Consider the following 12,566-nt stretch of genomic DNA (forward strand, 5'->3'; position numbering starts at 1 on the left):
GCCGTTTATTGCGTCACTCTGCGATAAATAACTGGCGTCGGCTGCGGTGATTTTTCTGCCAGGGTTGTCGCCTGTTTCACTGCGGCGGCAGCCTCCTGCCAGCTCGCTTCGCTGGCGGCGTGGATCACCGCCAGCGGCCGCTGGCCGTCCACGCTGTCGCCCAGCTGCGCCATCTCGCTCAGCCCTACGCTGTAGTCGATACTGTCGCTGGCGCGACGACGACCGCCGCCCATCGCCACTACGGCCAGCCCCAGCGCGCGGGTATCCATTGCGCTGACGATGCCGGGCCGGTCGGCATACACCGCTTTGCTGAGCATCGGCGCGGGCAGGTAGCTGTCCAGCCTGTCGATAAAGTCGGTTGGGCCTTTTTGCGCGGCCACCATGCGCGCAAACACTTCCGCCGCGCGGCCGTTATCCAGCACCGCCTGAAGCTTGCGCATGGCTTCGTCGCGATCGGCCGCCAGCCCGCCTGACAGCAGCATTTCGGCGCTGAGCGCCATCGTCACTTCCAGCAGGCGCGGATTGCGGTATTCGCCGGTCAGGAAGCGTACCGCCTCGCGCACTTCCAGCGCGTTGCCCGCGCTGGAGGCCAGTACCTGATTCATATCGGTCAGCAGCGCGGTAGTTTTGCAGCCTGCGCCGTTGGCCACGCCGACAATCGCCTGCGCCAGGCTTTCAGACTGCTCAAAAGTCGGCATAAAAGCGCCTGAACCGACTTTAACGTCCATCACCAGCGCATCCAGCCCTTCGGCGAGCTTTTTCGCCAGGATCGAAGCGGTGATCAGCGGAATGGAATCGACGGTCGCCGTGATATCGCGCGTGGCGTAGAAGCGCTTGTCGGCCGGCGCCAGCGAGTTGGTCTGGCCGATAATCGCCACGCCAACCTCTTTGATAATATTGCGGAAAGTGTGATCTTCCGGGAAGATATCGAAGCCGGGGATCGCTTCCAGCTTATCCAGCGTGCCGCCGGTGTGACCAAGGCCGCGCCCGGAGATCATCGGCACATAGCCGCCGCAGGCCGCCACCATCGGGCCAAGCATCAGCGAGGTGACATCGCCCACGCCGCCGGTAGAGTGCTTATCCACTACCGGCCCGTTCAGCCCCAGACTCTGCCAGTTCAGCACCGAGCCGGAATCGCGCATTGCCATCGTCAGCGCCACGCGCTCCGGCAGCGTCATATCATGGAACCAGATGGTCATCGCCAGCGCGGCAATTTGTCCTTCCGATACCGCATTATCGCGTACACCGTTAATAAAGAAGCGAATTTCTTCCTCGCTCAGCGCCTGACCATCTCTTTTTTTACGAATAATTTCCTGTGGCAGAAACACGTTACCCCCTGGTGAGGTTTGATGGCCCGGCCGTCGCGTCCGGGCTGGGTTGACGGGCGCCCGCTTATTTCGGCAGGCGGGCTGACCCGTTTATGAAGGTGGATTAGTAAGCGGAATCGCTTTTTGCGCCAGCATGACCGGCCGCGTTCAGCAGGCTGGCCAGCAGGCTGGAGGCGCCGAAGCGGAAATGCCGCGCGTCGGCCCACTCTTCGCCCAGGATATCGTCCGCCAGCTTCAGGTAGATAGCCGCGTCTTCAGCAGTTTTCACGCCGCCCGCCGGCTTAAAGCCAACCTGGTGCTTTACGCCTTTTTCGGCGATAACCCGCAGCATGATTTCCGCCACTTCCGGCGTGGCGTTAACCGCGACTTTACCGGTAGAGGTTTTAATAAAGTCTGCACCGGCATCGATAGCGATTTCAGACGCTTTACGGATCAGCTCTTCTGTTTTCAGCTCGCCGGTTTCGATAATGACCTTCAGCAGCACGCCCGCGTCGGCGCAGGCTTCTTTGCAGGCGTAAACCATGTCGTAGCCGACCTCTTCGTTACCGGCAATCAGCGCGCGGTAAGGGAAAACTACGTCCACTTCATCAGCGCCGTAGGCGATAGCGGCATGCGTTTCCGCCAGTGCGATTTCGATGTCGTCGTTGCCGTGCGGGAAGTTAGTCACGGTAGCGATACGAATATCCGGCGTGCCCTGCTCGCGCAGCGTTTTACGCGCAATCGGAATAAAACGGGGATAGATGCAGATGGCCGCCGTCTCGCCAACAGGCGTTTTGGCCTGATGACACAGCGCAACCACTTTGGCGTCCGTATCGTCGTCGTTCAGGGTGGTCAAATCCATCAGCTTCAGCGCGCGAACGGCGGCGGTGGTTAAATCAGTCATGGTTTTCTCCGAAAAGGCGGTTGGCGTGGGCGCAGCACAGGGACAATGTTAGGATAGTAACATTCGTTCCGGGCTTCGTCTGTGATAGCTTTCACATTGAGGCCGCTGCTGTAAGGATAATTATAGCGCACCCCAGCACGGGATAACACCATCATCCTGAAGCCCGGCACGTGAGCCGCTCCACGAGATATCATAAAATGTTATGATAGTAACATTACAGCAGCCGAAAACGGTGAGGGATGCAGTACCGGCTATTTCTTTATAGTATCGTTCAGGTATGCCAGCCCGCAGGCGCAGCGGCTTTATTCTCTGTAGAAGCAGGCAGCTTCAGATCCGAAACAGTCGGCGGGTATTTTCGCGAAGCGTGTCGGCAATCTCCTGCGGCGATTCATCGCGGATCTCGCACAGGCTCTGCCAGACGTGCTTGATTCTTTCGGGACGGTTTGGCTGGCCCTGAAAACCCTGCACCGGCATATCGGGCGAATCGGTTTCTAACAGCAGCGAGGTCAGCGGCAAACGTGCAATAGCGTTGCGGGTTTTGCTGGCCCGCTCGTAGGTGATAGTGCCGCCGACGCCAATGGCAAAGCCTTCGCGGATAAAGGCTAACGCCTGCTGCTCGCTACCGGCAAAGCCGTGCACCACGCCGCGCGCGGGCAAATCGAGCTTGCGCAGCTGCATCGCCAGCTTGTCGTGCGTGCGCCTTGAATGCAGGATCACCGGCAAATCATAGCGTCTTGCCAGCCGCAGCTGCGCCTCCAGCACCGCCTGCTGCTTGTCGAACTGCGGGTTTTCAATATAAAGATCCAGCCCGATCTCGCCGATCGCTATCAGCTTCGACGAACCCTGCCGTAGATGGTCTTCCAGCTGTTGCAGATGCGCTTCCTGATGGCCGGCAATCGCCATCGGATGCGTACCCAGCGCCGCGTATAAAGGCGCATACTTTTCTGCCAACGCCAGCACCCCGGCAAAACGATCCGCCGAAACGCCCACCGCAATGATCTTTTCCACCCCGGCTTCCGCCGCCAGCCGCAGGCTTTCCGCCTCGTTGCCGCAGAAGGGCGGAAAATCAAAGTGACAGTGCGTATCGACAAAAGTCATGCCAGCGATCCTTCAGGAAAATCATCATCATTGCTCGCCGGTGGTACGATCGCCGGTTCATTGGCGGGCGGCACGTCCGACACCACTGGCGCAGTAGCCTGTGCTTCACCCTGCAACCACTGCCCTATTGTAGCCAAAAAATAACGGCCGCAGCGACGGCCCAGGTGATAGTCCTGATTGAGCGAGGCGATGCGGCTGCCCAGCGCCATGCTTGCCAGCGCGCGCGGCGGGAAGATTTCAATGATATTCAGATCGCCAGGCGGCTCGTTAATGAACTGCTGGGTCTGGCGGTAGCTCTCTTCATGCAGGTGCATGATATTAACCAGCGGCTGTAGCGCGCCTTTGTCCAGCCAGCGCTCGACGCGCTTCAGCCACTGCGGCGTATAGGTCATCTGCGACGGCACGGTTCGGATAACGACTATGGTGTCGGCACCGCGCCGCGCCGCTTCGCGCACCGGCACCGCATCGCTGATGCCGCCGTCCAGGTAGCTGATGCCTTCCAGATCGACGCCGGGCCGGTACATGCCGGGAATGGCGCTGGAGGCTTTGATAATGTTCAGCCAGTTCGCGGCGGTGGGGGCAAAGTAGCCAGGCGAATAGTCGTCGCTGCGGCAGGCGCACATGTAAAACTCGCGCCCCCGGGAAAACGCCTCTTCGCCCGCCGTCATCGCCAGCGGAAACTCTTTGGCGGTAATATCCACCAGCCAGTCCAGATCGATCAGATGGCCGCCGCGCACAAAGCGCAGCGGATCGAAGAAAAGTTTGCTGGTGGTATAGCGCGTGATCACCCGCCGGGCATAGCCAGGCTGACCGCAGATAAATGCAGAGAGGTTCTGCGCGCCTGCGGAAGTACCAATCATCAGGTCAAAAGGATTAAAACCAACCCGCTGAAACTCGTCCAGTACGCCTGCGGTAAAAATCCCGCGCTGTCCGCCGCCTTCACAGACCAGAGCGAGCTTGCCCGGATGAAAAGGTGCCAGCGCCAGCGGCGTAATATTGCCGAGCGTAATCGGAATGCGTCTGCCCACCTTTCTCCCTCCCTCTGATAGCTAATGCGGTGAGGATACGCTCACGTAGTGGCGGCGGTTTGGCGCTTATTGCTATGAGTGTTAATGCGGGGAGTGAAAAGCGTGACGAAGTGTAGCGAGAAATGAACGCGGGGCAAAAAGGTAATGAAATGCAGCGTGAAATGAACGCAGGTAAAAAGTGACGAAATGCAGCGTGACATGAACGTGGAAAAAAATGCAGCGTGACATGAACGTGGGAAAAAAATGCAGCGAGAAGTAAACGGGGAAAAGAGAGGAAGTGCAGACGGGCGAGACGTTTCTTCCCACGGCAGCGCTGACGCTGCCGTGGAGAGCGTTAAAGCTATAACTTCTTGCGGCCGGTAAACAGGCTGATCAGGAAGATAATGATACCGACAACGAAGACAATTTTCGCTGCCCATGCTGCCGTACCTGCCAGACCACCGAAACCTAATGCAGCGGCGATCAGTGCGATAACCAGAAAGATAATACCCCAACGAAACATAAGCTTCTCCTTACCCTATATTAAAATCGAACATCATCTGTTATTGATTTCTGCCTGACGACGGCGCCGTCACGGGCTGGCCGTAATAGCCAGCCCGCGCCGGTATTACGATTTCACCGCCAGATCGTTTTTCACGCTCTTGACGCCTTCAATCGCTTTGGCAATGCCTTCAGCACGATCTGACTGTGCCTGGGTTTTTACCGAACCGGAAAGCTGAACCACACCGTTGGTGGTTTCAACTTTCACGTTGCGGGACGGTACGATGTCATCCGCTAACAGTTTAGCTTTAATTTCGCTGGTTGTTGCTGCATCACCGGCATAGCCGCTGACGCTGCTTTTTGCGCTGTCTTTAACGTGTAGTTTATCGCTGACGGATTTTACGCCCTCAATTTTTTTCGCTTCGGAAACGGCCAGTTCAGCCTGATCCTGAGAAGCGACAAAACCACTCAGCGTCACGACGCCTTCATGAGTTTTGACTGAGATATCCGTACTTTTAATAGCGTCGTTATCAACCAGGGCAGCTTTCACCTTGGCGGTCACGCCGCTGTCATCCATGTATCCACCGACTTTTTTCATAGAGCTATCGATTTTAGAACCCGCGCTGTCGGTCGTGGACTGTACTTTTGGCGTAGTGGTGTCTTCTGCCATCGCAGCGCCACTAACCAGTGCAGAACCTACCAGAGCAGCCATCAGAGTTTTAGCAATCTTAGTCTTGTTCATCGATCTCTTCCTTCTTAGGTTGATGCACCCACAACTGTGAGCTTTCAGTCACAAACGGCGTGACTGCAGTAGTCAGGCTTTGTAGCAACCGCGCCACATATTTTGCGTCCTGTTGAAATAAATATAGACGCTGATCTGAATTCTGCTGCCCTTTGTGGTTGATATGGCGGATAAATGGGCAAAAGCGGATTTTTTTAAGATGAGTCTGTAAGGTGGGATCTGAACAACAGCGGGCAAAAAAAAGCGGCGCCGAAGCGCCGCCTGTCAGGGTAACCGTATGTAGGCTGCCTGTTAGTGTTCGCGCGTTTTGCGGAACACCACGTCAGGATAGCGTTCCTGGGTAATATTCAGGTTGACCATGGTCGGCGCGATATAAGTCAGGTTATCGCCGCCGTCCAGCGCCAGGTTTACCTCGTTTTTACGCTGGAACTCGTCGAACTTCTTCGCATCGCTGCATTCCACCCAGCGGGCGGTAGAGACGTTGACCGACTCATAGATCGCTTCGACGTTGTATTCGCTTTTCAGTCGCGCCACCACCACGTCAAACTGCAGCACGCCGACCGCGCCTACAATCAGATCGTTATTGTGCACGGGACGGAACACCTGTACCGCGCCCTCTTCCGACAGCTGCACCAGCCCTTTCAGCAGCTGTTTTTGCTTGAGCGGGTCGCGCAGGCGAATACGACGGAACAGTTCCGGCGCGAAGTTCGGAATACCGGTGAACTTCATGTTCTCGCCCTGGGTAAAGGTATCGCCGATCTGAATGGTGCCGTGGTTATGCAGGCCGATGATATCGCCCGGATACGCCTCTTCAACATGCGAGCGATCGCCCGCCATAAAGGTGAGCGCGTCGGCAATCACCACGTCTTTGCCCAGACGAACCTGACGCAGCTTCATGCCCTTTTCATACTTGCCGGAAACCACGCGCAGGAAGGCCACGCGGTCACGGTGTTTCGGATCCATATTCGCCTGGATCTTAAACACGAAGCCGGTGAATTTCTCGTCTGCGGCGGTAACGGTACGGGTATCGGTGGCGCGCGGCATAGGCGACGGCGCCCACTCCACCAGGCCATCCAGCATATGATCCACGCCGAAGTTGCCCAGCGCGGTACCAAAGAACACCGGCGTCAGCTGGCCGTTCAGGAACGCTTCTTTCTCAAACTCGTGCGACGCGCCCTGGACCAGCTCCAGCTCTTCGCGCAGCTGTGCCGCCAGCTCTTCGCCAATGGCGGCGTCCAGCTCCGGGTTATCCAGCCCTTTCACCACGCGGACTTCCTGAATGGTGTGGCCTTTACCGGACTGATAAAGATAGGTTTCGTTTTTATAGAGGTGATAAACGCCCTTGAACAGCTTGCCGCAGCCGATTGGCCAGGTGATCGGCGCGCAGGCAATCTTCAGCTCGCTTTCCACCTCGTCCAGCACTTCCATCGGATCGCGGATATCACGGTCCAGCTTGTTCATAAAGGTCAGGATCGGCGTATCGCGCAGGCGGGTGACTTCCATCAGCTTGCGGGTACGATCCTCAACGCCTTTAGCGGCATCGATAACCATCAGGCAGCAGTCGACCGCCGTCAGCGTGCGGTAGGTATCTTCCGAGAAGTCTTCGTGTCCCGGCGTATCCAGCAGGTTGACCAGGCTGTCGCGATAGGGAAACTGCATCACGGAGGTAGTGATCGAAATACCACGCTGCTTTTCCATCTCCATCCAGTCGGATTTCGCGTGCTGGCTGGAGCCGCGTCCCTTTACCGTACCGGCGGTCTGGATCGCCTGTCCGAACAGCAGCACCTTTTCGGTGATGGTGGTTTTACCGGCATCCGGGTGCGAGATAATGGCAAAAGTGCGGCGACGAGCCACCTCTTGCATAAAAGGTGCATTTGACATGAAAAAACTCTGTTTGGTGCTGTGCCGCCGCTGCGCGGTTTGCGCAGGAAGACACAGGCGATTAATCATCAATGGCCGGCATTTTCGCCGATTCGGACGCTATACACAATCCACAACGGCGAATGCCTGGCGTAAATGGAAGAAAGGCCGCAAAGCGCGGCGTAAAAGTGCGCCCGTCAGCGGAAGCCAGCGGCGCTAAAGGACGAAGTCTCTTTTTACGTCTAGCGGCGATGGCGGCTTACCAGACAATTTTCTCACTCTCCTGATCGGTCCGTACCTTTTATTCTTTTTCAGAGTACGATGTTAACTCGTGCTGGTTAGCACAAGGCAAGCAGGCCTTTTCCCTTGCCGCCTCTACCGCCCTACGGCATTCACAACCTGTCAGATGATCGTTCACCAGGCCCAGCGCCTGCATCAGCGAATAGGCGGTTACCGGCCCAACCCATGTCCAGCCGCGTTTTTTCAACGCTTTTGACATCTTTATCGCTTCCGGCGACGTTTTGGTTTGCTGCCAGTACGCCAGATCGATAATTTCCGGTCGGGCATCAGGCCCGGGCGCAAACTGCCAGAACCACTCCGCCAACGATCCCGCCTCGTTAAGCAGCTCAATAGCCCGCTGCGCGTTGTTAATAGTGGAAAGAATTTTCGCCCGATTGCGCACAATGCTTTTATCCGCCATCAGCCTGGCGACGTCGTCTTCCGTGAACGTCGCCACCTGATGAAAATCGAAGTCGGCAAAGGCCCGACGAAAATTTTCCCGTTTGTTATAGATGAGCTGCCACGACATCCCCGAGTGAAAACCTTCAAGGCAGACTTTTTCAAAAAGACGACGATCGTCCACAACCGGCCTGCCCCATTCATTATCGTGATAGTCCGGCATTGACGGTTGCCAGTAACAGCACACGCGACCATCCTCGGACAGCGTCAGCCCCGCCTGTTTTAATGCGGCTTTGTCGTGCTTCATTCTTTCTCCTTACGGAAGTATCTGAATTACCGTAGCGATCGCTCTTTCCAGATAAACGTCTGCGCGGTAGCGGTGCTATATCTGACATCAGCTGTAACAACCGCTTTTGGTGCAGTGCGGCAATCGACGCTATTTTTAGACCATTAACAGCGAGAAGTCAGTCCCGCTACGCCATCCAACCGTGAAAAGGGAAAATTTTATGAGCAGCAACGATTATCAGCCGGCTAAAGTCTGGTCGGAGAACAAAAATGCAGGCGGCACCTGGGGCAGCATTAACCGCCCGACCGCCGGTTCGCGCCACGAAGCTATTCTGCCAATCGGCAAACACCCTTTGCAGCTCTATTCTATGGGTACGCCTAACGGCCAGAAGGTTACTATCCTGCTGGAAGAGCTGCTGGCGCTGAACGTTAACGATGCCGAATACGATGCGCATCTGATCCGCATTGGCGACAGCGATCAGTTCTCTTCCGGCTTTGTAGAAGTGAACCCGAACTCTAAAATCCCGGCGCTGCTGGATGTCTCTACCACGCCACCGACCCGCGTGTTTGAATCCGGCGCCATCCTGCTTTATCTGGCAGAGAAATATGGCCACTTTTTACCAAAAGATCCGGCAGGCCGTACCGAAACGCTGAACTGGCTGTTCTGGCTACAGGGCTCTGCACCTTATCTGGGCGGTGGCTTTGGTCATTTTTATAACTACGCGCCGGTAAAAATCGAATACGCCATTGACCGCTTTACCATGGAAGCCAAACGTCAGCTCGATCTGCTGGATCGCCAGCTGGCGGAGAACCGCTATATTGCGGGTGAAAATTACACCATCGCTGATATCGCCATCTGGCCATGGTATGGCGCGCTGGTTCGGGGCGATCTGTACAACGCAGCCGAGTTCCTGGATGTAGGATCGTATAAGAACCTGCAACGCTGGGCCGATGAAATTGCACAGCGCCCTGCCGTTCAGCGTGGCCGCATCGTCAACCGCACCTGGGGCGAGCCAGCCGAACAGCTGCACGAGCGCCACGATGCTTCCGACTTTGAGCTGCGTACCGAAGACAAGCTGGCGAAGTAACAGGCCAGGCCCGTAGCGCGCAGATTATTACAGCGCTACGGGTCGCTTTGCAGCCAATGACCAGTCAGCGCGTTATTTTAATATGCAAGCATCTTTTCGTGGCTATAATTTAGCAGTTGGCAACCTGAAAAATATTTTTACTAATTTATCTTATCAGGAACGCTACGCTATAAGGTATACGGCGCAAATACACTTAAATATTAACCTGCTACAAATAATAAAAAAATACAAGAAATAATAAGGATAAACCATCTATAACGGAGCAGTCACTTAGCAATCAGCCCTTTAATTACCCCTTCAATCACCCTTTCAATTACCCCTTAAATACCCCTTAATCACCCTTTAATTACCCTTCAATTACCCTTTAAATCCCCCAGCTTTATTCAATTATTAAAATTCGGCAATCCTAATGACACTGCACGGGTTTTATCAGGGGCTTAATATAGGGCCGGCGCTGCTGAGACGCTATCAGCAAATCATATCCAGCCTGCATCGCTAACCACATAACGGGGCTGGTTCCCAACGCGACCTCCAGCCGCAGCGCCATATCGGCGTTAATACCTGACCGCCCGCTTAGCAGGCTGGAAAGCGTCTCGCAGGTGATATCCAGCGCGGCGGCGGCTTCAGGAACCGTTATATCGCCCAGATATTCCCGCAGGATAATCCCCGGATGAACGGCTGTGATTACTTTCATATTGTTCCCTCAACGCTTGCTATTCCTGAGGGCTATATTACTGCCGCTGAATTAAATAAAAATAGTTGATGCTCTTTCTTGCGAGACGGCTCGCAAATTAAATAAGCAGGCGCCGATAGATAGTGGCTGCGCCTGAACAGTAGAAGCGGGAGGTTGCTCGGGTCAGGCGGCAGGCGCTGTTGGCTCAGATGAGCTAATTCGCAAACCCATAATTGTTGGCAGCCGCCATTGTGCGTTGTATCGTAAATATATTTTTCTGCACACTTATAATGACATCTTTAATATGAACAAATGTCTGTTTATAATGCTTATGCATTAGTACAAGCTGAATGTCATGAGTTATACCGTCACCTTCACGAACACTACAGCCTTTCCCCCAACGGATCTACAAATGTTATAGGATCCGTCACATAGGCATAAGTATTAATCCCCGCCAGCCAAACCTATTGGGTCGGACTGGGTAAATCGTCCGCTGACCGGGTCATAATATCGGAAAAGATTGTAGTACAGCCCGCTTTCACGATCCAGGTACTGTCCCTGGAATCTGAGGTTCCGCTGTACCGCCTGGAAGCCGGTCACGCTTTCGCGCTCCGTTTCGCCCCAGGTGGAGAAACGTCCGCGCCACACTACTTCACAGTGTATCAGTCATATGTTAGGAGATGTCTTCAACAGCCTTGCGCACTTTATCAGGCCAAGGCCGTCATAGCGCCAGTACGCGCCCTTCAGCTTTTCAACAGATTGTGCCAGATGATATCGCCCGGTTCATCGGTCTGGTTACCCGCCGCATCCCACATGAAGTGCCCTTCCTTAAAAGACCGCACCCCGTGCGTCACCTGGCTGCTGGTCCTGTCACTTTCGCTGCTCACTGCTGCTGTCCGTCACTAGCTGACGCATCACCTTATTGGGACGATCTGAGCAGTAATGGCGCTCACACAACTACGATGTTGCGCCCGCTGAAGCCATTAAGCCACATCACAATGCGTCCCGTCAGGTCGTAGCGCGTTTCCTGATGCAGCACGCTCTGGCTTCGGCCGGTCTCAGGATTCACACCAGCGATTTCCTGAAGTTTGCCGTTGTGCTTCAGGTTCATCTGTAGCATATGCCCGGTGCCATAACGCATGCAGCTCAGCTCGCACCCGTCCGTACGGCATTATGATCGAGTCCATGTTGCTCCGCACGTCATACTGATGCGCGATGAGGCCGTCGTCGTTTTACTTCGTAAGCAGGTACACAAAGCATGGCTGGCGAAGCTCACCACCTCGACGTCGGTAACTTTCCGCCCTTCGGCCTGCATGCTCAGCCAGGCAGCCAGCGGCATCTTTTCACCGTCACGCCGTTGTCAACGTAGTGGTATTTGATGCGCCTCTGCACTGCAGTTTTTACCGTCTGGCGGTTCACTGGGTGGTATTCAAAACGAATGCTGTGCGGCGCCAGCATCGCTTTCAGAATGCATAATATGTAAGGGGGTGCACGCTTAAATTTTAAAACCGGAAGGATTTGAGGCCATTTTCCTACCTCCGGCTTACATTTTATTTACTCAGCAAGTCCAAAGTCTATATATCCTTCTGATGTTATAGCTAAACACCAGGAACCCTCATTATCAAAAAAATAATGATGCTGTGGTATATTATTTGTTGCATAGCTAGCAAAATCTATAAATGAATTTGGTTTCAGCAAGAATGCAAAGTCTAATGAAGAATCATTTATGTAATAAATTACATTACTTTTGCTAATTTTATTAATCGCACCACTTTTTATCAGAAACCTTTCAATCTCTTTTGAGTGATCGTCACTTGAAAAATTAAATTTATCTTCAACATGACATTTTAAATGATTCCAATCAATCTTTGACCCTTTCCAGGGGAATCTATCTGAGAGTATATCTGCTATTGGTTCCCAATCTTCAATGACTTCTGGTGGATAGCGTAAGTTACTCACACCTTTTAATACCTCATATTGCAATGTCATTGCCCCCTCCAAATTTTAGATGGTAAATTAAATAAATTCTGCAATCGGGTCACTGATGATTCAGTCGCATCAAAAAGGAAGTGCTCACCTTTTTCCTTACCACTAAACACGTTTATATGAGCTCCGCTGCGTTCATCATATTCAATCCTGAAACCTGTTTTACCATCAGAAGTTGTCATCCCCACGGGTCTTCCTTTAGTCATACCAAATTTACCAGTATTTACTTTCTCAGCCTTAAAACCTCGTTCTTCAAGCCATTTTAGTGCTTTATTCCTGGCTTGCTCAAAACTCTCGTGACATTTCGTTAAACCAAGAGGATCGATCCAGTTTAATGAGTTAGGTGCGTAAGCGTACTGGTTAATCCCACCCGCCAGTCCTATCGGGTCAACCTGGGTAAACCGCCCACCCACCGGATCGTAATAGCGGAATAAATT

14 protein-coding genes and 1 pseudogene are annotated in these 12,566 nt (G+C 54.0%); 1 reads left to right on the forward strand and 14 read right to left on the reverse strand.

Annotated elements, in window-relative coordinates:
- Positions 1-5 precede the first annotated feature (5 nt).
- From deoA to ACMGEE_RS20580, 8 genes are all read right to left on the reverse strand, one after another.
- A complete protein-coding gene (gene deoA, locus ACMGEE_RS20545; RefSeq protein ID WP_436830559.1) occupies positions 6-1,328 on the reverse strand; it encodes a thymidine phosphorylase in 1,323 nt (440 codons plus the stop codon).
- Positions 1,329-1,431: 103 nt separating this feature from the next.
- Positions 1,432-2,211, reverse strand: coding sequence for a deoxyribose-phosphate aldolase (deoC, locus tag ACMGEE_RS20550; protein ID WP_301252412.1), 780 nt, complete (start codon positions 2,209-2,211; stop codon positions 1,432-1,434).
- Positions 2,212-2,538: 327 nt separating this feature from the next.
- Positions 2,539-3,309, reverse strand: coding sequence for a TatD family hydrolase (locus tag ACMGEE_RS20555; RefSeq protein ID WP_369895248.1), 771 nt, complete (start codon positions 3,307-3,309; stop codon positions 2,539-2,541).
- Complete coding sequence (locus ACMGEE_RS20560; RefSeq protein WP_436830560.1) at positions 3,306-4,337, reverse strand: patatin-like phospholipase family protein; 1,032 nt, start codon at positions 4,335-4,337, stop codon at positions 3,306-3,308. Before ACMGEE_RS20560 ends, ACMGEE_RS20555 begins: the two co-directional genes overlap by 4 nt.
- A gap of 340 nt (positions 4,338-4,677) precedes the next feature.
- Positions 4,678-4,839, reverse strand: coding sequence for a DUF1328 domain-containing protein (locus tag ACMGEE_RS20565; RefSeq protein ID WP_071995405.1), 162 nt, complete (start codon positions 4,837-4,839; stop codon positions 4,678-4,680).
- Positions 4,840-4,944: 105 nt separating this feature from the next.
- On the reverse strand, positions 4,945-5,559 hold the full coding sequence (osmY, locus tag ACMGEE_RS20570; RefSeq protein ID WP_125290474.1) for a molecular chaperone OsmY: 615 nt from the start codon (positions 5,557-5,559) through the stop codon (positions 4,945-4,947).
- 291 nt (positions 5,560-5,850) lie between these two features.
- Positions 5,851-7,440, reverse strand: a complete 1,590-nt coding sequence (prfC, locus tag ACMGEE_RS20575; RefSeq protein WP_253455451.1) for a peptide chain release factor 3 — start codon at positions 7,438-7,440, stop codon at positions 5,851-5,853.
- A gap of 280 nt (positions 7,441-7,720) precedes the next feature.
- Complete coding sequence (locus ACMGEE_RS20580; protein WP_370734747.1) at positions 7,721-8,404, reverse strand: DNA-3-methyladenine glycosylase I; 684 nt, start codon at positions 8,402-8,404, stop codon at positions 7,721-7,723.
- 199 nt (positions 8,405-8,603) lie between these two features.
- On the opposite strand from ACMGEE_RS20580, the gene yghU reads away from it, so the two are divergent.
- Positions 8,604-9,470, forward strand: coding sequence for a glutathione-dependent disulfide-bond oxidoreductase (yghU, locus tag ACMGEE_RS20585; RefSeq protein ID WP_253455456.1), 867 nt, complete (start codon positions 8,604-8,606; stop codon positions 9,468-9,470).
- Positions 9,471-9,876: 406 nt separating this feature from the next.
- Here the strand turns inward: yghU and ACMGEE_RS20590 are convergent, their stop codons facing one another.
- The 6 genes and pseudogenes from ACMGEE_RS20590 to ACMGEE_RS20615 form a co-directional block, all read right to left on the reverse strand.
- Positions 9,877-10,164: a HigA family addiction module antitoxin gene (locus ACMGEE_RS20590; RefSeq protein ID WP_436830561.1), complete on the reverse strand. Its 288-nt coding sequence runs from the start codon at positions 10,162-10,164 to the stop codon at positions 9,877-9,879.
- 374 nt (positions 10,165-10,538) lie between these two features.
- Positions 10,539-10,797, reverse strand: a pseudogene (locus ACMGEE_RS20595) (RHS repeat-associated core domain-containing protein); the annotation flags it as partial.
- Between the two features lie 89 nt (positions 10,798-10,886).
- On the reverse strand, positions 10,887-11,030 hold the full coding sequence (locus ACMGEE_RS20600) for a hypothetical protein (protein ID WP_301252408.1): 144 nt from the start codon (positions 11,028-11,030) through the stop codon (positions 10,887-10,889).
- Between the two features lie 62 nt (positions 11,031-11,092).
- Entirely contained in the window at positions 11,093-11,284 is a 192-nt protein-coding gene (locus ACMGEE_RS20605) for a hypothetical protein (protein WP_301730202.1), read from the reverse strand.
- 413 nt (positions 11,285-11,697) lie between these two features.
- Positions 11,698-12,132, reverse strand: a complete 435-nt coding sequence (locus ACMGEE_RS20610) for a type IV secretion protein Rhs (RefSeq protein WP_301253539.1) — start codon at positions 12,130-12,132, stop codon at positions 11,698-11,700.
- Positions 12,129-12,566 (reverse strand): RHS repeat-associated core domain-containing protein (locus tag ACMGEE_RS20615; RefSeq protein WP_436830562.1); only part of this gene is annotated, 438 nt, incomplete at its 5' end. The genes ACMGEE_RS20610 and ACMGEE_RS20615, both read right to left, overlap by 4 nt.

Origin of the sequence: Erwinia artemisiae (assembly GCF_051400835.1) — a bacterium.
GTDB lineage: Bacteria > Pseudomonadota > Gammaproteobacteria > Enterobacterales > Enterobacteriaceae > Erwinia > Erwinia aeris.

What these genes read in the sequence shown, in the direction of transcription:
- ACMGEE_RS20580 (WP_370734747.1), bottom strand. Translation starts at nt 8,404, where the DNA reads ATGAAGCACGACAAAGCCGCATTAAAACAGGCGGGGCTGACGCTGTCC.
- ACMGEE_RS20555 (WP_369895248.1), bottom strand. Translation starts at nt 3,309, where the DNA reads ATGACTTTTGTCGATACGCACTGTCACTTTGATTTTCCGCCCTTCTGC.
- ACMGEE_RS20565 (WP_071995405.1), bottom strand. Translation starts at nt 4,839, where the DNA reads ATGTTTCGTTGGGGTATTATCTTTCTGGTTATCGCACTGATCGCCGCT.
- osmY (WP_125290474.1), bottom strand. Translation starts at nt 5,559, where the DNA reads ATGAACAAGACTAAGATTGCTAAAACTCTGATGGCTGCTCTGGTAGGT.
- ACMGEE_RS20590 (WP_436830561.1), bottom strand. Translation starts at nt 10,164, where the DNA reads ATGAAAGTAATCACAGCCGTTCATCCGGGGATTATCCTGCGGGAATAT.
- deoC (WP_301252412.1), bottom strand. Translation starts at nt 2,211, where the DNA reads ATGACTGATTTAACCACCGCCGCCGTTCGCGCGCTGAAGCTGATGGAT.
- prfC (WP_253455451.1), bottom strand. Translation starts at nt 7,440, where the DNA reads ATGTCAAATGCACCTTTTATGCAAGAGGTGGCTCGTCGCCGCACTTTT.
- ACMGEE_RS20605 (WP_301730202.1), bottom strand. Translation starts at nt 11,284, where the DNA reads ATGCGTTATGGCACCGGGCATATGCTACAGATGAACCTGAAGCACAAC.
- yghU (WP_253455456.1), top strand. Translation starts at nt 8,604, where the DNA reads ATGAGCAGCAACGATTATCAGCCGGCTAAAGTCTGGTCGGAGAACAAA.
- ACMGEE_RS20610 (WP_301253539.1), bottom strand. Translation starts at nt 12,132, where the DNA reads ATGACATTGCAATATGAGGTATTAAAAGGTGTGAGTAACTTACGCTAT.